Source organism: Duganella sp. Leaf61 (assembly GCF_001421905.1).
Lineage (GTDB): Bacteria > Pseudomonadota > Gammaproteobacteria > Burkholderiales > Burkholderiaceae_D > Rugamonas > Rugamonas zoogloeoides.
This window is the reverse complement of sequence record NZ_LMLM01000030.1, coordinates 271677-292351: the sequence shown is the minus strand read 5'-3', so window position 1 is coordinate 292351 and position 20675 is coordinate 271677. Positions and strand designations below refer to the sequence as shown.

Annotated in this window: 17 protein-coding genes, 4 pseudogenes and 1 riboswitch; of the genes and pseudogenes, 8 read left to right on the top strand and 13 right to left on the bottom strand. The window is 64.6% G+C overall.

Annotated features, from left to right (window positions below; all coding sequences use genetic code 11):
- Positions 1-222: 222 nt before the first annotated feature.
- A complete protein-coding gene (locus tag ASF04_RS21450; protein WP_056146499.1) occupies positions 223-2811 on the top strand; it encodes a bifunctional aconitate hydratase 2/2-methylisocitrate dehydratase in 2589 nt (862 codons plus the stop codon).
- Positions 2812-2886: 75 nt separating this feature from the next.
- Here ASF04_RS21450 and ASF04_RS21445 read toward each other — a convergent pair whose 3' ends face one another.
- Positions 2887-4977: a TonB-dependent receptor gene (locus ASF04_RS21445; RefSeq protein ID WP_056146497.1), complete on the bottom strand. Its 2091-nt coding sequence runs from the start codon at positions 4975-4977 to the stop codon at positions 2887-2889.
- A gap of 161 nt (positions 4978-5138) precedes the next feature.
- Positions 5139-5383: riboswitch (cobalamin riboswitch) on the bottom strand.
- A gap of 85 nt (positions 5384-5468) precedes the next feature.
- Between ASF04_RS21445 and ASF04_RS21440 the strand changes: the two genes are divergently transcribed.
- The gene (locus ASF04_RS21440; protein WP_056146494.1) at positions 5469-6341 is read left to right on the top strand and encodes an alpha/beta fold hydrolase; all 873 of its coding nucleotides are present in this window, start codon (positions 5469-5471) and stop codon (positions 6339-6341) included.
- On the top strand, positions 6338-6781 hold the full coding sequence (locus ASF04_RS21435; protein WP_056146492.1) for a MarR family winged helix-turn-helix transcriptional regulator: 444 nt from the start codon (positions 6338-6340) through the stop codon (positions 6779-6781). The genes ASF04_RS21440 and ASF04_RS21435 overlap by 4 nt, the downstream gene beginning before the upstream one ends.
- Here ASF04_RS21435 and ASF04_RS21430 read toward each other — a convergent pair.
- Positions 6767-7675 (bottom strand): LysR family transcriptional regulator, encoded by a 909-nt coding sequence (locus ASF04_RS21430; RefSeq protein ID WP_056146489.1) that lies wholly within the window; start codon positions 7673-7675, stop codon positions 6767-6769. The two genes, ASF04_RS21435 and ASF04_RS21430, sit on opposite strands and share 15 nt — an antisense overlap.
- 99 nt (positions 7676-7774) lie before the next feature.
- Between ASF04_RS21430 and ASF04_RS21425 the strand changes: the two genes are divergently transcribed.
- Both ASF04_RS21425 and ASF04_RS21420 read left to right on the top strand, forming a co-directional pair.
- Positions 7775-8941 carry a mandelate racemase/muconate lactonizing enzyme family protein gene (locus ASF04_RS21425; protein WP_056146487.1) on the top strand — a complete coding sequence of 389 codons (1167 nt, stop codon included), beginning with the start codon at positions 7775-7777 and terminating at the stop codon, positions 8939-8941.
- A gap of 208 nt (positions 8942-9149) precedes the next feature.
- The gene (locus ASF04_RS21420; RefSeq protein WP_056146485.1) at positions 9150-9554 is read left to right on the top strand and encodes a hypothetical protein; all 405 of its coding nucleotides are present in this window, start codon (positions 9150-9152) and stop codon (positions 9552-9554) included.
- A gap of 77 nt (positions 9555-9631) precedes the next feature.
- On the opposite strand, the gene ASF04_RS21415 is transcribed toward ASF04_RS21420, so the two are convergent.
- The 9 genes and pseudogenes from ASF04_RS21415 to ASF04_RS21390 all read right to left on the bottom strand — a co-directional run bounded on the left by ASF04_RS21415 (position 9632) and on the right by ASF04_RS21390 (position 14236).
- On the bottom strand, positions 9632-10525 hold the full coding sequence (locus ASF04_RS21415; RefSeq protein ID WP_056146632.1) for a LysR family transcriptional regulator: 894 nt from the start codon (positions 10523-10525) through the stop codon (positions 9632-9634).
- 92 nt (positions 10526-10617) lie between these two features.
- A pseudogene (locus ASF04_RS28820) lies at positions 10618-10827 on the bottom strand (type II toxin-antitoxin system RelE/ParE family toxin); the annotation flags it as partial.
- 73 nt (positions 10828-10900) lie between these two features.
- Positions 10901-11146, bottom strand: coding sequence for a type II toxin-antitoxin system ParD family antitoxin (locus ASF04_RS27030; protein ID WP_082488925.1), 246 nt, complete (start codon positions 11144-11146; stop codon positions 10901-10903).
- Between the two features lie 125 nt (positions 11147-11271).
- Positions 11272-11466 (bottom strand): annotated as a pseudogene (locus ASF04_RS28355) (polyketide cyclase); the annotation flags it as partial.
- The gene (locus ASF04_RS21405) at positions 11448-12272 is read right to left on the bottom strand and encodes a TonB-dependent siderophore receptor (protein WP_056146481.1); all 825 of its coding nucleotides are present in this window, start codon (positions 12270-12272) and stop codon (positions 11448-11450) included. The gene ASF04_RS21405 and the pseudogene ASF04_RS28355, both read right to left, overlap by 19 nt.
- A complete protein-coding gene (locus ASF04_RS27785) occupies positions 12223-12687 on the bottom strand; it encodes a hypothetical protein (RefSeq protein ID WP_056146479.1) in 465 nt (154 codons plus the stop codon). Before ASF04_RS27785 ends, ASF04_RS21405 begins: the two co-directional genes overlap by 50 nt.
- 140 nt (positions 12688-12827) lie before the next feature.
- Positions 12828-13031: pseudogene (locus tag ASF04_RS27020) on the bottom strand (FecR domain-containing protein); the annotation flags it as partial.
- 236 nt (positions 13032-13267) lie between these two features.
- Positions 13268-13771, bottom strand: a pseudogene (locus ASF04_RS28350) (sigma-70 family RNA polymerase sigma factor); the annotation flags it as partial.
- Between the two features lie 27 nt (positions 13772-13798).
- Positions 13799-14236, bottom strand: a complete 438-nt coding sequence (locus tag ASF04_RS21390) for a VOC family protein (protein ID WP_056146477.1) — start codon at positions 14234-14236, stop codon at positions 13799-13801.
- 389 nt (positions 14237-14625) lie between these two features.
- Here ASF04_RS21390 and ASF04_RS21385 point away from each other — a divergent pair, with 389 nt between their 5' ends.
- Positions 14626-15849: a hypothetical protein gene (locus ASF04_RS21385; protein WP_056146475.1), complete on the top strand. Its 1224-nt coding sequence runs from the start codon at positions 14626-14628 to the stop codon at positions 15847-15849.
- Between the two features lie 12 nt (positions 15850-15861).
- On the opposite strand, the gene pbpG is transcribed toward ASF04_RS21385, so the two are convergent.
- Positions 15862-16893 (bottom strand): D-alanyl-D-alanine endopeptidase, encoded by a 1032-nt coding sequence (pbpG, locus tag ASF04_RS21380; protein ID WP_056146473.1) that lies wholly within the window; start codon positions 16891-16893, stop codon positions 15862-15864.
- A gap of 149 nt (positions 16894-17042) precedes the next feature.
- Here pbpG and ASF04_RS21375 point away from each other — a divergent pair, with 149 nt between their 5' ends.
- Together ASF04_RS21375 and ASF04_RS21370 are read left to right on the top strand one after the other, a co-directional pair.
- The gene (locus ASF04_RS21375; protein WP_019920086.1) at positions 17043-17705 is read left to right on the top strand and encodes a response regulator transcription factor; all 663 of its coding nucleotides are present in this window, start codon (positions 17043-17045) and stop codon (positions 17703-17705) included.
- Positions 17702-19057: an ATP-binding protein gene (locus tag ASF04_RS21370; RefSeq protein ID WP_056146471.1), complete on the top strand. Its 1356-nt coding sequence runs from the start codon at positions 17702-17704 to the stop codon at positions 19055-19057. Before ASF04_RS21375 ends, ASF04_RS21370 begins: the two co-directional genes overlap by 4 nt.
- On the opposite strand, the gene ASF04_RS21365 is transcribed toward ASF04_RS21370, so the two are convergent.
- A complete protein-coding gene (locus ASF04_RS21365) occupies positions 19041-20612 on the bottom strand; it encodes a methyl-accepting chemotaxis protein (RefSeq protein WP_056146469.1) in 1572 nt (523 codons plus the stop codon). The genes ASF04_RS21370 and ASF04_RS21365 overlap by 17 nt on opposite strands.
- Between the last annotated feature and the right edge of the window lie 63 nt (positions 20613-20675).

The window sequence follows — 20675 nt, the reverse complement described above, 5'->3', positions numbered from 1 at the left end:
CATGGGTCGTTCAGGCAGTGTACACCTGCCTGAAGTGAACTTCAAACGCTGCGTCAAATTGACGCAATCCCGAAAATGTTGCGTCAAAGATGTAAACCTTCGGCGTCTCCTATTATATGTCTTATATAAGACCTGTTGAGGTACAATAGCGGCGAGCGCGCGTTTATGCCGGTGTTTCCGGTGCTCCGCGTCCCTGCAATCCACCCTGAATGAGAGTTTTTCATGCTAGCTGCCTACCGCCAGCACGTCGCTGAACGTGCATCCCTCGGGATCCCTGCGTTGCCTTTGTCCGCCGCTCAAACGTCGGACCTGGTCGAACTCCTGAAGCATCCGCCAGCCGGCGAAGAAGAATTCCTGGTCGATCTGATCACCAACCGCGTACCGGCCGGCGTCGATGATGCCGCCAAGGTCAAGTGCGCGTTTCTGGCCAGCGTGGCCAAGGGTGCGGAAACGTCGCCGCTGGTCTCGCGCGAGCTGGCGACCCGCCTGCTGGGCACCATGCTGGGCGGCTTCAACATCAAGCCGATGATCGACCTGCTCGACGATCCGGTCGTCGGCGCCATCGCTGCCGAAGGTCTGAAAAAGACCTTGCTGATGTTCGACTACTTCCACGACGTCAAAGAGCTGGCCGACCAGGGCAGCGCACGCGCCAAGGAAGTGCTGCAATCGTGGGCCGACGCCGAGTGGTTCACCTCGCGCCCGGAAGTGCCGCAAAGCCTGACCATCACCGTGTTCAAGGTCACCGGCGAAACCAATACCGACGACCTGTCGCCGGCACCGGACGCCACCACCCGTCCCGACATTCCGCTGCACGCGCTGGCCATGCTGAAAAACCCGCGTCCCGGCATCAACCCGGAAGAACCGGGCAAGATCGGCCCGCTGAAGCAGCTCGAAGCACTGAAGGCCAAGGGCCACCTGGTCGCCTACGTCGGTGACGTGGTCGGTACCGGTTCGTCGCGCAAGTCGGCTACCAACTCGGTGCTGTGGTTCACCGGCGAAGACATTCCGTTCATCCCGAACAAGCGTTTCGGCGGCGTGTGCCTGGGCACCAAGATCGCCCCGATCTTCTACAACACCATGGAAGACGCCGGCGCGCTGCCGATCGAACTCGATGTCACGCAAATGGAAATGGGCGACGTGGTCGAACTGCGTCCATACGACGGCAAGGCACTCAAGGACGGCGTGGTGATTTCCGAATTCACCGTCAAGTCGCCCGTGCTGTTCGACGAAGTGCGCGCCGGTGGCCGTATTCCGCTGATCATCGGCCGTGGCCTGACCACCAAGGCGCGCGAAGCGCTGGGCCTGCCGGCCTCGACCCTGTTCCGCCTGCCGCAAAACCCGGTCGATAGCGGCCGTGGCTACTCGCTGGCGCAAAAAATGGTCGGCCGTGCATGCGGTCTGCCGGAAGGCGAGGGCATTCGTCCTGGCACCTACTGCGAACCGAAGATGACCACCGTGGGCTCGCAAGACACCACCGGTCCGATGACCCGCGACGAGCTGAAAGACCTCGCTTGCCTGGGCTTCTCGGCCGACCTGGTGATGCAGTCGTTCTGCCACACCGCCGCCTATCCGAAAGTGGTGGACGTCAAAATGCACCGCGAACTGCCAACCTTTATCGAAAACCGTGGCGGCGTGGCTCTGCGTCCGGGCGATGGCGTGATCCACTCGTGGCTCAACCGCCTCTTGATGCCCGACACCGTCGGCACCGGTGGCGACTCGCACACCCGCTTCCCGATCGGTATCTCGTTCCCGGCCGGTTCCGGCCTGGTGGCGTTTGCCGCAGCAACCGGCGTGATGCCGCTCGATATGCCGGAATCGGTACTGGTGCGCTTCAAGGGCACGATGCAGCCTGGCGTCACCCTGCGCGACCTGGTCAACGCCATTCCGCTGTATGCAATCCGCCAGGGCATGCTGACGGTGGACAAGAAGGGCAAGAAAAACATCTTCTCCGGCCGTATCCTGGAAATCGAAGGTCTGCCGCAGCTGAAAGTGGAACAGGCGTTCGAACTGTCCGACGCGTCGGCCGAGCGCTCCGCTGCCGGTTGCACGGTGCACCTCGATAAAGAGCCGATCATCGAGTACATGACCTCGAACATCACGCTGATGAAGTGGATGATCGCCAACGGCTACCTCGACCAGCGCACGCTGGAGCGCCGCATCAAGGCCATGCAGGCCTGGCTGGACAAGCCGGAACTGCTGGCGCCCGATGCCGACGCCGAATACGCCGCCGTCATCGAAATCGACCTGGCCGACATCCACGAGCCGATCGTCGCCTGCCCGAACGACCCTGACGACGTGAAGACCTTGTCCGACGTGGCCGGCGCCAAGATCGACGACGTGTTCGTCGGTTCGTGCATGACCAACATCGGCCACTTCCGCGCCGCCTCGAAGGTCCTGGAAGGCAAATCGGACATCCCGGTACGCCTGTGGATCGCGCCGCCGACCAAGATGGACCAGCAGGTGCTGACCACCGAAGGCCACTACGGCACCCTGGGCCGCACCGGCGCGCGCATGGAAATGCCGGGCTGCTCGCTGTGCATGGGTAACCAGGCGCAGATCCGCAAGGGCGCCACCGTGATGTCGACGTCGACGCGCAACTTCCCGAACCGCCTCGGCATCGAAACCAATGTGTACCTGGGTTCGGCCGAACTGGCGTCGGTGTGCTCGCTGCTGGGCCGCATCCCGACCCGCGAAGAGTATATGCAGCACACCGGCGTGCTCGATGCGAACTCGGCCGACATCTACCGCTATATGAACTTCGACAAGATCGAGGAATTCAGCTCGGTGGCCGATACGGTGAAGGTGGCGTAAGCCTCGGCATCCTTACCGCATAAAAGCCCCAATCCGCCGTCACTGGCTGGTTGGGGTTTTTTTACGGCTGCGCGGTCAGAACCGCCAGGCCAATCCCGCCCGCAATGTCCGCATCTCCCCCGGATGGGTATGAATGTCCGCCACCGGCGCCGCTTCGCCTGGCAGTTGCGACTCGTAGTAGTAATCGATGTCGCTCACGCGGCGGTTCAGCAGGTTGAGCACCTCCACCGTCAGCTTGAGATTGGCCGCCAGCTTGTAGCCGAGCTTCAGGTTGACCAGCGTGGATGATGGCGAACGCACCGAGTCGTCTTCCACCAGCGCGCGCGGGCCGAAGTAGCGCAACCGCATGCCGCCCGACCACGGACCCGATTCGCCCGATACGCCGACGGACGCGGTGCGGCTGATCGAACCGGGGATGAAGTCGCCGGCCGGGTCCTGGTCGCGGAAGCGCGCTTGCGACCAGGCCAGGTTGGCGTCGATAATCCAGTCCTTGGCAGGCAAGTAGAAATTGGTCAGCTCCACGCCGTGGCGGCGGCTGGGGCGGCCCGCTTCGGTGGTGCCGGCGTCGCCGATGAAGATCAGTTCCGACTCGAGGTCGAGCTGCCAGGCGGCGATGGTGGTTTGCAGGCCCGGCACCAGGCCCACCAGGCGCAGGCCCGCTTCCTTGCCGGTGGCCTTGACCAGCGGTGTGGCGCGTTCGATGGCGGCGCCGTCGGCGTCCACGGCCAGGCCGGTCTTCGGATCGACGGTGCCGGTGATGCCGCGCGCGTCGTTGCTGTGGAAGCCGCGCCCCCAGTTCAGGTATACCTCGGCGTGCTTGCCGGGCGTGAAAATAGCGGTGAATTTTGGGCTGTTGATGCCGGCATCGACCTTGCCGGAGTTGGCGGCGGTGTCGCTGTCCACGTCGAAGCTGTAGCGGTCCGCGCGCAGGCCGGCCACGGTGCGCAGCCACGGCGTCCAGGTGGTGCTGTTGGAGACGTACAGCGCGCTGCTGCGCTCCTTCACTTCATCCTCGCGCACGGTGGACAGGCGGCGCCGTTCTTCGCTCAGATACAGGCCGACCGGCGCCAGGCGATCCTGGCGCAGCTGTACGCCGATGGCGGTCTCCGACGCGAAGGAACCCAGCTTGTGCTGCCAGGTGCGCTCCGCGTTCAGGCCCAGGATTTGCCGGCTCTCGGCCTGGTGGAACTGGTCGCCGTGTTCGGGGTCGTCCAGCACATACGTAAAATTGCTGTACAGGTCCAGGCGCGACTTGATGAAGTAGGCGTTGACATGGCTGTGGCCATCGGCGTACTGGCGGGTCCAGTCGCCGGAGAGGCTGTAGCGCGAAGTCTCGCCGCCATCGCTGGGATCGAGCGCGCCGTAACGGCCAATCAGGCCGGCGTCCAGCGCGCGCTGCGGCACCTGGTCGGTGGAGTTCCACGACGAGTGCATGCCCATGGCGGTCACGCGCACGTCGTCGTCGGCGCGCGACCAGCTGTACGACAGCACGCCGTTGGTGCGCTTGTAAGCTTCGGGCGTATCCCACGGGCCGTCCTGGCCGGCGCGCTCCAGCGCATACAGCAGGGTGCCGCCAGAGAGCGGCGTGGCGTTGGCCAACAGTGCGCGGTGAAAGCGGTGCTGGCCCGCTTCCACGCTCAGCAAGCCTTGCTCCAGCTGCCTGACGTAGTCGAAGGCGGCGGCGCCGGCGGCGGAAAAATCGCCTTCCTCGGCATAATAGGTGCCCTTTTTGTACTGGATGGTGCTGATCAGTTCCGGGATCACGAAGTTCAGGTCCGAGTAGCCCTGGCCGTGGGCGTTGGTGGGCAGATTGACCGGCATGCCCATCACGGTGGTGCGGAAGTCGGTGCCGTGATCGAGATTGAAGCCGCGCGCGAAGTACTGGTTGGCCTTGCCGTCGCCGGCGTGCTGGGTGACGATCAGGCCCGGCACGGCTTCGAGCAGTTCGCCGGTGCGCAGCAGCGGGCGGTTTTCCAGCTGCTTGGCGGTGACCGTGCCCTGGTTGGCGGAATCGGCCACGCCGAGCGGGATCAGGCTGGCGGAGACTTCGACTTGCTGGAGTGGCTGGTTGTCGTCGGCGGCATTGGCATTGGCAAGCGCGGGCAGGGCGGCCAGCAGCAGCGCCGGCAGCAGCAGTTGGGGTGTGATGCGTGGTGTGGTTTTCATTGGGTGACAAGGTCGCGACCGGATTGCGGTCTTTTTTCTTCGGCCCATCCTCGTGGGCCGAGTAAAAAGAAGCAATGCAGCCAGGGGCGGGCGATGCACTGACGCGCCACGGGTGGCCGTGCCGGCAATGCATGCTCCTCCAATACGACAGGTCCCGGCCGCTTGCTTCCATCCGTCCTGGCCGGTATCCGGGCTAACAGGACAAATCACCCCGCCTTCCCATGCCGAGTAAACCCTCACTGCACAGTGGACTATTGAGCTGACCGGCCGGCGCATCGTGACAATGCGCTGGCGCCTGTTTTACCGTTGCGGGGACAGCACACGTTTGCCGCCGGCCTCCCGACGCGTGTTTCCCGTTTAACTGCGGCCGATGACGACCGCGAGCACCAAAACTGCGCCATGATACCGGGTGCCGGCGATTGTGGCAATTTCACCAAGTCGGTCAAACCATGCTATAAAGTCGTTAACACGTTAACGAAAATGGGAGGTTCATGGAATCCGTCAGCATCGTCCTGCCCAACCGGCAAACCATCGCCGCCAGCGTGTGGACCAGCACCGCGCCTGTCGCCGTGGTGCTGGTTCACCCCGGCACCGGCATCGGCCAGCGCTATTACGAGCCGTTCGCCCGCCACCTGGCCGCAGCCGGTTTTTGCGTGGTGACCTACGACTATCGCGGCATCGGCCGTTCGCGCCCGGCCAGTCTGCGGGGCATGGACGTCACCATGGCCGACTGGATCGAGCATGACGTGGGCGCCGTCACGCGCTGGGCTGCCGCGCGGTTTGCTGAACTGCCGCTGCTGGCTGTAGGCCACAGCCTGGGCGGGCACGCGCTGGCCCTGAACAGCATAACAAACCTGCTGCACGGCGCGGTGCTGGTGGCCTCCCACGCGGGTGTGACGGCTACAGTGACCGGGCTGGCCGAGCGGTTGCGTATCCGGTTCGTGATGCGGGTGCTTACGCCGCTGCTCACCACCATTTGCGGTTATATGCCCGCGCGCAAACTGGGCCTGGGCGAGGATCTGCCGGCCGGCGTGATGCGCCAATGGAGTCGCTGGACTGCGCTGCCCCGCTATTTCTTCGACGACCCGGCGATGGATGCGCAGGCGCGCATGGCGCGCGTGCGCATTCCGCTGCTGGTGCTGGGCTTTGCGGACGATCCGTGGGCCAATCCGCATGCCATCGGCATGCTGGTGGCGCCGCTGGTCAATGCCAGCGTGGCGCGGCGCCACGTCGCACCATGCGATGCCGGCCTGGCCGCCATCGGTCACATGGGGTTTTTCCGCCAGCGCGCCGGCGTGTCGCTGTGGCCACAGGTGGTGGACTGGCTGCGCGAGAAGGCAACCGCGCCGAAGGAAGCGCCATGAGCGCGCAGTGCGCCAGGCCGCGCCTGGTGTTCCTGCTCAACCGCGCCCAGCGCGCCTTGCAGCGCTGGGTCGAGACCCGGCCGCAGGCGTGGGACGGCGCCAGTTCGGCGCAGGCGGGCTTGCTGTTCTTCCTGGCCTCGCGCAACCAGGCCACGGTGGGCGAGATCGCGACCGCGCTGGCAGTGGCGCCGGCGGCGGTCACCAACCTTTCCAAGCGCATGGAGGCGGCTTTGCTGGTGGAGCGCGTGAACGATGCGCACGATGGCCGGCTCACGCGTCTGCAACTGACTGCCGCCGGCGCGCAAGCCAGCGTGCAGGCCGGCGCCGTGCTCAAGGAGCTCAATGTGCGGCTGGCGGACGGCTTCTCTGCGGCCGAACTGGACACCGTGGCCCGCTGGCTGGCGCACGTTGCGCAGCTTGAAGCATCAGGCGAGGTTTGATGCCTGCTCGAATTCGCCGGCGATAAAGTCGATAAACGCGCGCACCTTGGCCGGCTGGTTCTGGCGGCTGAGGTAATACAGATAGAGGTCGGCGTCGGGCAGGGTGTAGTCGCGCATCACCTGCCGCAGGCGCCCGCTGGCCAGGTACCTGGCGGCGTCCCACTCGGAGCGCTGGACGATGCCGTGGCCGGCCAGTGCCCACAGCATGACGATGTCGCCGTCGTTGCTGGAGACGGCGCCGCGCACCTTCACCAGTTCTTCCACCTTGCCCCTTTGCAGGCGCCAGCTGCCGTACACGTCGTCGTTCTGGCGATGCAGGATGCAGCGGTGGCGGTGCAGTTCGGCCGGCGTGTGCGGCTCGCCCGCCTTTCTGATGTAGCCGGGCGACGCGCATAAAAAGCGCCGGTTGGCCATCAGCTTGCGGGCGGTGAGGCGCGTGTCGGGCAGCTCGCCGAAGCGGATCGCCAGGTCGTACGCTTCTTCCACCAGGCTGATGGGGCGGTCGGTCAGGTGCAGTTCCACTTCCACTTCCGGGTAGGCATGGGCAAAGCGCGAGACGATGGGCGCGATGCGCGTGCGGCCGAAACCCGGCGTCGCGTTTACCCGCAGCAGGCCCTTGGGCGCAGCGCGCCCGCTGGCGACCGACTCCTCCATCTCGCGGATCTGGTGCAGGATGTGCGAGGCTTGCGCCAGGTACGATTCGCCCTCGTTGGTCAGGCTGATGCGGCGGGTGGTGCGGTTGACCAGGCGCACGCCAAGGCGCTGCTCCATCAGGCTCAAACGCTTGGTGACGGCCGGCGGAGTGACACCCAGCTCCCGGGCGGTGGCGCTCATGCTGCCCAGCTTGGCCAGCAGCACGAAAAAGGTCAGGTCGGGAGCGGAGTCAGTTTTCATTCATCAGTTTTCATTTAAAGTGAATAAAGGTTTCAATTCAGGTGAATTTTACTAGTGTAATTCAAGAGTAGACTGGTTTCACTTTGACAGGAGAACCGCATGAAAATCGTAGAAATCCGCGAAAAAACCGTTCCGATCAGCTCCCCGATCCGCAACGCCTACATCGACTTCAGCAAGATGACCCTGAGCCTGGTGGCCGTGGTCACCGACGTCATCCGCGACGGCAAGCCGGTGATCGGCTACGGCTTCAATTCCAACGGCCGCTACGGCCAGGGCACCCTGATGCGCGAGCGCTTCATCCCGCGCATTCTGGAAGCCGACCCGGCCAGCCTGGTGGACGATGCCGGCACCAATCTCGATCCCCATAAAATCTGGAACTGCATGTTCACCAACGAAAAGCCGGGCGGCCACGGCGAGCGCTCGGTGGCGATCGGCACCATCGACATGGCAGTGTGGGACGCGGTGGCCAAGATCGAAGGCAAGCCGCTGTTCCAGCTGCTGGCCGACCGCTACGGCAACGGCCAGGCCGACCGCAAGATTTTCGTGTATGCGGCCGGCGGCTATTACTACCCGGGCCAGGATCACGGCAAGCTCAAGGACGAGATGCGCAACTATATCGACCGCGGCTACACGGTGGTGAAAAAGAAAATCGGCGGCGCCGACCTTGACGAAGACCTGCGCCGCATCGACTCGGTGCTCAGCGTGCTGCAGGACGGCCAGAAACTGGCGGTGGACGCCAATGGCCGCTTCGACCTCGACACGGCGGTGAAATACGCCAAGGCGCTGTCGCAGTACGACCTGTTCTGGTACGAAGAGCCGGGCGACCCGCTCGACTTCGAACTGCAAGCCACGCTGCGCAACTACTATAAAAACCCGATGGCTACCGGCGAAGACCTGTTCTCGATGCAGGACGCGCGCAACCTGATCCGCTACGGCGGCATGCGCGCGGACCGCGACTGGCTGCAATTCGACTGCGCGCTCAGCTACGGCCTGGTCGAATACCTGCGCACGCTCGACATGCTGCGCGAACACGGCTGGTCGCCCAAGCGCTGCATCCCGCACGGCGGCCACCAGATGTCGCTCAACATCGCGGCCGGCCTGGGGCTGGGCGGCAACGAGTCGTACCCCGACCTGTTCCAGCCCTACGGCGGCTTCCCCGACGGCGTGACAGTCGATAACGGCCACATCCTGCTGCCGGAATTGCCGGGCATCGGTTTCGAGGGCAAGGCCGACCTGTATCGCGAAATGGTCAAGCTGGCCGCCTGAACCACCATACCACCGCCGACGCAGGCCTGCACACGTCGATGGGCCATCGCGCGCTCGACAATGTGGCCGATTTTTTGCGCGGATCCACACCGCGCGACGCGCTTTGGCATGGGTCAAGTTGATGATCGGCTGCGCCAGGGGTAGCGCCGATCGTTGAACTAGAATGCAGAGTCATTTGATTTTTTTTCAACACTCACGTGGAGGAATCATGGCTACCGAATTCGATCCATTCTGGTTGTTCAAGCTGCCGCTGTCGGGCGACGTTATGCAGCGCATCAGTTTGCCGTGGTTTTCTCCCACCTTCAATTTCGCCGGCGATGCGGGGATCGAGAAGCAAGTGGTGTCGGAGGTGGCCAGTTACGGCAAGCAGATAGGCTGGCTCAACGAACTGGTCATCAAACTGGCGGAACAACAGGCGGTCGATGTCGATGTACTCGACAAGGTGAAAAAGGCAGTAGAGGATATCAACGAGATCAAGAAGATCCATGCGTCGACCGTGCTGCACACGGCGGTCGATGCCCTCAAGCAGCTCGAAGCCAGCGAACCGCAGTTGTACCAGGAGTTGATCGAGCGGTGCGCCAATGAGGCCGCCCGCCCCGATGCTTCACATTAGCCAAGCTGGCCTGTTCCGCCGGCTTGCTGGTAATGGCTTGCTGCTGGTGCTGGCCTTTATCGGCCGCGAGCGTCCCGCTAAGGCTGGTAGCGCACCGCGTCGAGGAACAGGGTAAACGCGGCCGACGGGTGGCGCCGGCTCGGGTAATACAGGCGGTAGCCGGGGCAGGCGGGGCACCAGTCATCCAGCACCCGCACCAGCCGGCCGGCGTCGATGTGCGGCTGCACCTGGTCTTCCGGAATGTAAGCCAAACCCAGGCCGTCGAGCGCCGACTGGATGCGCAGCGCCAGGTTGTTGAACACCAGTTGCCCGTCCACCTTGACCTTGACCTCGCGGCCATCCCTGGCGAACTCCCAGGTATAGATCGCGCCGTGGGTGGGCAGGCGCATATTGATGCAGTTGTGCTCGGTCAGGTCGCCTGGAACCTGCGGCGCCGGGCGCCGCGCGAAATAGCCGGGCGACCCCACCACGGCCCAGCGCAAGTCGGCGCTGATGCGCACGGCGATCATGTCCTTGTCCACTTGGTCGCCCATGCGCACGCCGGCGTCGTAGCGTTCGGCGACGATGTCGGTCAGGCGGTTTTCCGAGTGGATTTCCAGGCGGATGTCGGGGTAGTCGGGCAGCAGCTTGTTCAGCGCCGGCTGCAAAATGGTCAGAGCCGAGTGCTCGCCCGCACTGACGCGAATGGTGCCGGCCGGCTTCAGGCGGCGTTCGCCCAGCAACGCCAGTTGCGCTTCGATTTCCTCGAAATGCGGGGCGATATTGGCCATGATCTGCAGCCCGGCCTCGGTGGGCGAGACGCTGCGCGTAGTGCGCACCAGCAGCGGCAGGGCGAGGCGCTGTTCCAGCGCGCGCACGGTCTGGCTCAGCGCCGATTGCGACACACCGAGCCTGGCCGCCGCCTTGGTAAAACTGCCTTCGCGCGCGACCGCGATGAAGGCGAGGATGTCATTGAGATTGTTTTGTGCCATGGCATCAGACTTTACCACCGATGACGGCGCGTTATAAGGTCTCCTAATAAATGCTGGCCGTATTACCCCACTTATCGCCATGGATAACCTTGTTAAAGGCGGCTGGCGGCGTCCATTTTGCTATGCAGGATACGAATAATGGCAATGCCGTAATCGCTGATGCGAAAATATACGATGTGCCGACCGACGCTGCGGCGCCGATAGCCAGGTCGAATATGATCGCATGCCGGCGCCATCTTCGGCTTTATGGCTAGCTCGGCGAAGGTTGCGGTCAGCAGATCGGCATAACGGTCGGCCTGGTCTTGGCCCCACCGCTAAAATGTATAACTCCAGATCGATTCCATGTCCCGCGCTGCAGCGGGACTGAGCCGATATTCAGCCATGAGTCGCCAGCATGCGCTGTTTGAACTCGGCAGCGTCAAACGGCTGCGGTTCGCCGCTTTCTTCACCTGCAACGAGCGCTTCGCGGATTGCATCCAGCTCGGCACTGCGTTCCTGCTCCCGCCGTATCAGATCCCGGATGTACTCACTGTCATCGGCGAAATTTCCCGCGTCGATCTGGGCCTTGATCCACAGATCCTGCTGATCCGTTAACGTGATGGTCTTATGTACGGTTCCCACGTGCACCTCCTGATTCGAAACACGACAAAATGTGCTAACAACAGTACATTGTAGTGCACATCTGCGCAATGGATCGGCAGTGCAGAGCGCAGTACTGGAGTTGTTCAAAGGGTAAGCCGATTGTTCTAGAACATCGGGTTGCCGCTGGCAGTGCGCTCCGGCACGGCCTGGGTCACATCCCAGTGTTCGACGATTTTGCCGTTTTCCAGTTTGAAAATATCGATGATGGCGTTGCCACGCGTGCCAGGCTCGCGTACGGCGTGGACGTGCAGGATGACGAAGTCACCATCGACAAAACTTTTTACGATGGTGCTGTGCGCGGATCGCCGAAGTAGCCGCCGTAGAACGTCGTATCGAGCGAGCTCAGGTAGGTTTTGTCGAACAGGTTGTTGACGTTGACCGTCAGTGCCACGCGCGGGTTGAACTGGTAGCGCGCCATCAGGTTGGCGATGGTGTAGCCTTGCTGGCGCGCCGTGACCGCCTTGCCCAACTGCCACGGTGTGGCGGTGAAGTGCATGCTGCTCTGGCGGTTGGCGCCGCCGCCAATGGTCAGGCCCTGCCAGGCGCTGCCCAGGCGGTACGTGGTCCACAGCTTGAACAGGTTCACCGGCGCGGCCGTGGCGATGCGTACGCCCTTGCTGTCCTCGGTGGTGCTGTGGCTGAAGCTGGTGCTGAGGTTCCAGCCCGGCGCCAGCTGGCCTGTCACTTCGAGGTCGATGCCGCGCGTTCTGGCGCCGGCCACGGCCAGGTAAGCCGGCTGGTTCAGGCTGCCGGGAACGACCTGGCCGGGATCGCGTTCGGCCAGGTTGTCCTGGCGCGTTTCGAACATGGTCACAGCCGCATCCACGCGCCGGTTCAGCCACGCGCTTTTCCAGCCCGCTTCGTAGCTTTTTCCTTCGCGCGGGTCCAGTCCCACGCCGTTGCGATCCCGCACGCTTTGCGGCTTGAAGATGCTGGTGTAGCTGGCGTATAGCGGGTGGTCCGGTGTCACCGTGTACACCACGCCCGCATACGGCGTGACCTCGCCGGAGGCCCGGTATTCGGTCAGTTGGTCGGCGTAGCCCGGCTGCAGGTAATCAAAGGTGTAGTGGTAGCGGTAGTTGCTGGTGCGCGCACCAACGATCACGGCCAGGTCGTCGGTCGGTTTCGCTGTACATGTGGTTGAGCGCCAGCTTGACGCTCCAGTCGGACGGCAGCTTGTGTTCGAGCGTGGCAAACGCGTTCAAGGTATTTTGCTTGCGGCTGCTCCAGCGCGAAGCGGGGTTGACCGAGCGCGGAAAACCGGTCTGGCCGCCGTCGCTGCAGAACAGCGGGAAGCTGGCGAACGACACGCCGCGCGGATCGGACCGGGTGTAGTCGACGCCGGCCGACACCAGAGTGCCTGGCGCCAGGTCCGCCTCCACGATCCCATACAGCACCTGCTTCTTTTGCGAGTAGTAATTGATAAAACTGTCGCTTTGCTGGTGCGCCGCCACCATGCGCCCACGCACGGTGCCGTTGGCGTTGAGCGGGCCCGATACATCCACTTCGGCGCGCCGCATGTCCCACGTGCCCAGTGCCGCGGGCCCGCGTGCACCAGCACTGGCGGCGTTTGCAGCGACGCACGGGCATGGCGCACGGCCACCGCGTGTTCGAGCACCACCAGCGTGGTGGACTCGGGTGCGTGGCGCACCGTGAAGCGTGTACCGAGCGCCCGCATGGCGCCGTGCGCGGTCTGCACCACGAACGGCCGCGTATCGCGCGGCGCGCCCGCGTGCGGCCGGTGCGCGGTTTCGATCACGATCTCGCCGCTGCGCAGCGGCACCGTGCGCTGGCCGGCGTCGAAGCGTACATCGACCGCGCTGTCGGTGTTGAGGATCAGCAGCGAACCGTCGGCCAGGCGCACGCTGCGCTGTGCGCTGTGCGCTGTGCGCCGACGCCGGTGCGGTATTCGGCCAGCGCCGCCCGCCACGGCGCGGCGTCATCGACGCTGCCATACACTGCGTAGCCGATGGCGCCGCCGGAGGCCAGCAACGCCAGCCCGCGCAGCGCCTGGCGCCGGCCCTTGAGCGGTGCCTGCAGCACCGGCGCGCCGATGTGCGGCGGGATCGCCTGCATCATGGCGCGCACCGAGTCCATGCCGGGCGCCACCCGGTGGCAGTGCGCGATGGCGTCCGCCATATAGGTATTCACCGTGCGCAGCGACACGCCGAGCCGTTCGGCGATCGCCGGATAGGTCAGGCCTTCCAGTTGCGAGAGTAAAAACGCCTGGCGCATGGCCGGCTTCATGCCGTCGAGGATGGCGTCGATGGCGCTCAAGGCTTCGAGGATCAGGGCGCGCGTCTCGGAGGAGGGCGTGTGCTGTTCGGGCAGCGCCGCCAGGGTGTCGAGATAGGTGCGTTCGAGGTCCTGGCGGCGGAAAAAATCAGCCACCAGGCCGCGCGCGATGGTGCTCAGGTAGGCGCGTGGCACCAGCACGTCGGGCGCTTCGTGCTTGCTCAGCACCCGGATGAAGGTGTCCTGCGCCAGGTCGGCGGCATCGACCGCATTGCCCAGCTTGCGGCGCAACCAGCCCTGCAACCAGCCGTGGTGGTCGCTGTACAGGGCGCCGATGTCCGGCTGGGGCAGGTGGTTGGTCGCTGGCATGCCTTCAAGGCAGAACAAGAATCATTCTCAATTGAAGTCAGCTTGCCCGGTTGGCGCAATAGCGACGTTGAGCACCCAGGTCACGCCGAAGCAGTCCTTGAGCATGCCGTACAGCGGCGACCACTTTGATGGCGCCAGCGGCACGATGACGGTGGCGCCCTCGGCCAGCCTGGCCCAGTAACCAGCGATCTCGTCAGCGCTGTCGCCGCCCACGGAAACGTAGTAGGCGTTCTGGCCCGGGTCCCACGGCATCGCTGCCGGCACGTCGAAGGCCATCACGCAAAAGCCGCTGTCGGCCATGACCTGGCCCCAGATAAGCAGGTCGGCATCGGCCGGATCGTGGGGCATGCCGCCGTCGCCGTAGGTGACCAGCGTGGCCTGGCCACCGAATACCGCCTGGTAAAAGTTAAGGGCTTGGCGGGCGGCGCCGCGCAGGTTGATATGGGCTACGGACTTGATGGACATGCAAGATTCTCCTTGGTGATGAGTGTTACGGGCCGGTATCTGCCGGTCAACCGGACGGGGTAATGGTCGCGACCGGTGGTACTATATCGGCCCCTCCTGCCAACTTCTGTCAGTAGTCATGCTGCGATCCGATCGCTCGTTTCGCTCGCGGCAGGCCTTGTTCACCATGCCTGCACTGGTCACGGTGCAGTGACTGACCCGCGCGACCGGCGTTTACACCCGGTCTATCCAGCGCACGGCAGGGATTTCGTTCCAGGCGGAGCGGGCGCAGGCTATCGAAGCCACCCGCAACAGCTTCCGGTCCCGGCGCGCAGCCAAGTTGCGCACCTGTTCGGGCCAATGGCAGATCGATGCACAGGAAGCGCCGCCACCGTTTTAAAGGAAATAATATGTTGTCGAAAAATGTCAAAGGCTGGTGCGCATGCGCAGCGGCCGCTACCCTTCTATTGCCCGGCGGTGTTGCCATGGCGGCCGACGCGGGCGCTTCGCCCCTCACCGTGGGCGGCGCCATCCGCTTCAATTACGTGTACAAAAGCTGGCAGGACGAGTATCGCAACGGCTTCTTCGGTTTGGATACCGCGCGGCTGGACGTCAACTACGACGACGGCACCAACCTCGGTTCGGCCCAGTATCGCTACAATAATTTCCCGAAAGGCCAGGGCGGCTACTGGCAGCACTTCCTGCACCACGGCTGGATCGGCCGGCGCTTTGCCGACAAGAGCGAGCTGCACATTGGCGTGGACAAGAACCTGTTCGGCTTGCAACCGTATGCATCGAACAATTTCTACGAGTCGATCGCGTTTTACGCCGGCTTCGAAGACAAGTACGACCTCGGTGTGACCTATCTCAGCAAGCCGGGTCCGGTCGAATGGCAGCTGGGCTTTTACCCGCGCGATGGCGGCTCGTATGGCGGCGGCAGCAACACCGCACCCTCGGCCAACCGCTACTCGTACAACATCGTTGCCGACGACGACGCGCAAGGCTTTGGCACCGGCCAGCGCGACACCGAGCGCAACACCCTTATCGGCCGCCTGGCTTTCAAGGTGGGCGACCAGGGCCAGCACGAGGTGGGCGTCTCCGCGCTGACCGGCGAGATCCGCAACGAAGCGCGCGCCAACGGCGCCGTCAACACCCGCCGCAACGCGTTCGCGGTGCACTTCAAGGGCAAGTCGGGGCCGGTCAACGTCATGCTGCAAGCGATGCGCTACGACTACCACACCAGTCACGAAGCAACTCAGACCTACGGCGGCCTGGACGCCAACAGCTTCGTCATGATCGGCGGCTTCGGCTACCCGTACCCGGTGGCATCGAAAGGCGACATCTACATCGCCAACGCCAGCTACGACCTCGGCGGCAAGGTGGGACCGTTTTCCGGCTTCAAGGTCTATAACGATTACAGCATGCTGCACAAGCGCGTGGGCGGCTACAAGGACTCGGCGCAAAACGTTACGGGCCTGAGCTTCTCGGCGGGCAAATGGTCGTTCTCCGCCGACTTCATGCTGGGCAAGCACCACCCATACATCTCGCCCGACTTCGGCGGCCTCGGCGCGACCTCGGCCGAGCATCCCGGTTATAGCCGCCGGATCAATTTGCAGGCGGGGTACTACTTCTAAGGTGAAGCGGCGTTATTGCCGCCGCTTTACCGCTCGCTGCACCTTGGCACCCCGATACCCCGCCAGCCACGACCGCGCCCGGTTGGCATCGGCTGCGTGCGAGTATTTGCCTTGGGAGTTGAGAAATACCATTACCGTCGGGCGGTTGTTGACCATGGTGTAGAGCACCATGCAGCGGCCGGCTTCCGAGATGTAGCCGGTCTTTTGCAGGCGGATGCGCCAGTTGCTGCTTGCGGTCAGGCGGTTGGTGTTGTGGTACACGCTGGTGCTGCGGCCCTGGCGGATGCTGAACTGGTGGTCGGTCGAGTAGCGCCGGATCAGGGCGCTCTTTTCGGCAGCAATCACCAGTTTTGCCAGGTCGCTTGGCGTCGAAACGTTGGCGCTCGACAGGCCGGTCGGTTCCACGTAAAGGGTGTTGCGCATGCCCAGTGCGCGGGCCTTGCGGTTCATCGCGGCGACAAAGGCGCGGGTGCCGCCGGGGTAGTTGCGGCCCAGCGCGGATGCGGCCCGGTTTTCCGAACTCATCAACGCCAGGTGCAGCATCGACGTGCGCGACAGCGTGGTCCCCACTTGCAGGCGCGAGGTCGAATACTTGAGGCGATCGACGTCGGCGCTGGTCACTGTCAGTTGCTGGCTCATGCTCTGGTTGGCGTCGAGCACCACCAGCGCCGTCATCAGCTTGGTGAGCGAGGCGATCGGCATCACCGTGTTCTGGTTTTTCTGGTACAGCACGTCCTGCGTCTTCGGATCGATGATTACCACCGCGCTCGAACGCAGCGCCGCCAGGTGCGCCGCGTTGGGGGCTTGCGAGGCGGCCACCGCCTGCGCCATCTTGCGCTGGCGCAGCGGCTTGACAGCCTGGACCCGTCTGACTTTCACCGGCTTGGCCTTGCTGGCCTTGGTGGCTTTCGCCTTGGTGGCCTTCGCCTTTGTAGTCCTGCCGGAACTTTGTTTCTGGCGCGACTCGGCGCCATACGAATCGACGGGCGCTTGCAGGCCCACCAGGCAAATCAACGAAAAAATCAACGGCTTCAGTAGTTTCATGCTTTTCATGCAGCGGGGCCCGGGCTGGAATAACAACGTCCGGATGGTAGGCACGCACACTTAGCAGTCACTTAGCGGACGTTCGATGAACGAAGCCGTTAAAATACCGCGCTTGTGCCGCCATTCGGCGCGGAAATCGAAGGGATGCGATGCGGGTGCTGTTGGTGGAAGACGATGACATGATCGGCAATGCGATCCAGCAGGCGCTGCGCGAGGCCAGTTATGGCGTGGACTGGGTGGTCGATGGCGACGCCGCGCTCGATTCGCTGGCCTGCAATCCATACCAGATGGTGCTGCTCGACCTGGGTCTGCCCCGGCGCGACGGCATGTCGGTGCTGCACACGCTGCGCGCCGCCGGCCGTGGCGTGCCGGTACTGGTGCTCACCGCGCGCGACGCCACCGAGGACCGCGTGGCGGGCCTGGACGGCGGCGCCGACGACTATTTGGTCAAACCGTTCGCGCTGTCGGAACTGCTGGCGCGCATGCGCGCCGTCACCCGGCGCCAGGCGGCCGCTGTCGGTCCCAACCTGGGCAACGGCGTCATCACGCTCGATCCGGCCACCCACGAAGCGTGCCGCGAAGGGCGGCAAGTGCGCCTGACCGGCCGCGAGTTCGCGCTGTTGCAGGCGCTGATGGTGCGGCCCGGCGCCATCCTCTCGCGCAGCGAACTTGAAAACCGCATCTACGGCTGGAACGAGGAAGTGGAAAGCAACGCGGTCGAATTCCTGATCCACGCGCTGCGCAAAAAACTCGGCGCCGACGCCATCAAGAACGTGCGCGGCGTGGGCTGGATGGTCTCCAAGACGCCATGAGCACCTCGCTCCAGTACCGGCTGTCGGCCACCATCGCGCTGGCCGTGGTGCTCATGGCCGGCAGCGCCGCCATGTTCACCTTGATCGCATCGTGGAACGATGCCCACATCGCCCAGGACAAGCAGCTGCGCCAGATCGCCCACCTGATCGGCCGCCTGCAAACAGGGCCCGTTACGCTGGCCGCGCGCCAGAAGATCAGCGGCATCACGCTCGACGAACGCATCGTGGTGCGCTTTCTCAATCCCACCCCGGGCGAACCCGAGGCCGCCGACGGCCTGCCCGTGTTTTCCACGCCGCTGGTCGATGGCCTGCAAACGGTGGACATGGAACGCGATTCATGGCGCGTGTTCGTGCGCACCGATAACAGCGGGGTACGCCTGGCCGTGGCCCAGCAAACCCGCGTGCGCAACGCGGTGGCGATCAATAACGCCTGGCGGGCATTGGTGCCGTTCGGGTTGCTGGCGTTGCTGCTGCCGCTGCTGGTGCACTGGCTGATCCGCAAACTGTTCGGACCCCTGCGTGCGGTAGCCGACGAGGCGGGCCGCCGCTCCCACTACGACCTGCGCCAGCTCGACGCCGCCGGCCTGCCCGACGAGGTGCAGCCGCTGGTGGCCGAAATCAACCGCCTGCTCACGCGGGTGGACGTGGCGATGCAAACCCAGCGCCGCTTCGTGGCAGACGCCGCCCACGAGCTGCGCTCGCCGTTGACGGCCATGTCGCTGCAAACGGAACGGTTGGCGGCTGCCGATATGCCGGACGAAGCGCGCCGGCGCATGCAGACGCTGGCCGCCGGCCTGCAGCGCACGCGCGTGATGCTCGACCAGTTGCTGGCGCTGGCCCGCTCGCAGCAGGGCGCGCCGGACCTCACCGCGCCAGCGCCGGTATCGTTGCAGCAGGTGGTGCGCGCAGTGATCGAAGACTTGTACCCGCTGGCCGAGCAGCGCGGCATCGACCTCGGCGTGCTCAGCACCGACGACGCGCAAGTGGCCGCCGCACCGCTCGACCTGCACATGCTGGTGAAAAACCTGGTTGACAACGCGCTGCGCTACACGCCGCCTGGCGGCCGCGTCGATGTAGCGTTCCGCCGCCACGCGGCTGGCGTGGACCTGATTGTCGATGACAGCGGCCCGGGCATCCCCAAGCCCGAGCGCGAGCGGGTGTTCCACGCGTTTTACCGCATCCTGGGCAGCGGCGAAGCCACCGGCTCGGGCCTGGGCCTGGCGATCGTGAAGGCGGTGGCCGACAAGGCCGGTGCCACGGTCAGCTTCGATATGGCGCCGCTGGCGCCAACCGGCTTGCGGGTGGTGGTAGCGTTTCCTGCCGCTCCGGGAGCAGCTACGCCCGCAGCTTGAACACGGCCACTGCCTCGGTCAGCGCTGCTGCCTGCTGTTGCAGGGCGTCGGCCGCCGCTGCCGCTTCTTCCACCAGCGCAGCGTTCTGCTGCGTGACGCCGTCCATGTGACTGATGGCCGAGCTGATCTGGGCGATGCCCTCGGTCTGCTCCTGGCCCGCCACCGTGATCTCGGCAATCACCGCCGTCACCCGCTGCACGCTGGCCACCACGTCGCCCATGGTGGCGCCGGCCACTGCGGCCTGGTCGTTGCCCGAGGCGATGCGGCCCACCGAGTCGTTGATCAGCGCCTTGATTTCCTGCGCTGCCGTGGCCGAGCGCTGCGCCAGATTGCGCACCTCGGTGGCCACCACGGCAAAGCCGCGCCCCTGTTCGCCGGCGCGCGCCGCTTCCACCGCAGCGTTCAGCGCCAGGATATTGGTCTGGAAGGCGATGCCGTCGATGGTGCTGATGATGTCGACGATCTTGTTGGACGAGGCGCTGATCGCGGTCATGGTGGAGACCATCTGTTCCACCGCCTGGCCGCCCTTGACGGCGATGGCGGAGGCGCTGTCGGCCAGCTCGCCGGCGGCGCTGGCGTTGTCGTTGTTCTGCTTGACGGTGCTGGTCAGTTCCACCATCGAAGCCGCAGTTTCTTCCAGCGCGCCGGCCTGCTGCTCGGTGCGCGAGGACAGGTCGAGATTGCCGGTGGCGATTTCGGTGGAGGCGGCGTGGATGGCGACCGTACCGTCGCGCACCCGGCCCACGATGCCGGACAGGTTGTCCTGCATCTGGCGCAGCGCTTGCAGCAGGTCGCCGATTTCGTCGGTGGTGTCGGCGCGCACCTCGGTGCGCAGGTCGCCGGCCGCCACCGTTTGCGCCACGGCGACCGCCGCGTACAGCGGCAGCGTGATGCTGCGGATAAGCCACAATACCGTGATCGAGCCGACCGCCAGCACCAGCGCCAGCGCGAGGGCGATGGTCAGCGTGGCGCGCTGGTGCGCCGCCGCATTGTCGGCCTCGATGCGTTTCGTCAATTCCTGGGCCTGCTTGCCGATATAGGCCACGATGTCGTCGATCTTGCGGGTCGGTTCGCGGTCGGCGCCCTGGACCAGTGCATCGACCTTGTCGGCCGATGTCGCCTGGGCCGGGTCGAATTGTTCGAGTGCCGCCAGGTACCGCTGGGTCAGCGCTTCCTGGGTGCGCAGGGCATCGTCCACCATCGGCGTGGCGATGGCCAGCTTGTCGAGCATGGCGTCGAGTCTCGCCAGTTCGGCGTGGGTAGTATTGCCGCCCTTGATGAAGGCGGTGCGGTACTTGTCGAGTGTGTCCTGGTTGTCGCCGCGCACCAGGATGTTTTTCCATTCCTGCACCTGGATCTTGAATGCCACCTGGGCGCTGCGCGCGGTGTCGCTGGCCTCGGCCATTGCCACCAGGCGCGCCATGGCTGCGCTGGCGCGGGTATTGCCCGCGTCAACTGCGCGCCAGCCGACGACGCCCACGATCAACAGGGCGATAAAGAACAGCGCGGACAACAAGCCGAGCCGGACACCGATTTTCAAGTTGCCGAGTTTCACAGGACCACCTTTGTAGATATGTTAAGTGCGTTCCCGGTTGCCTGATCGGCAGGCGGCCTGCCG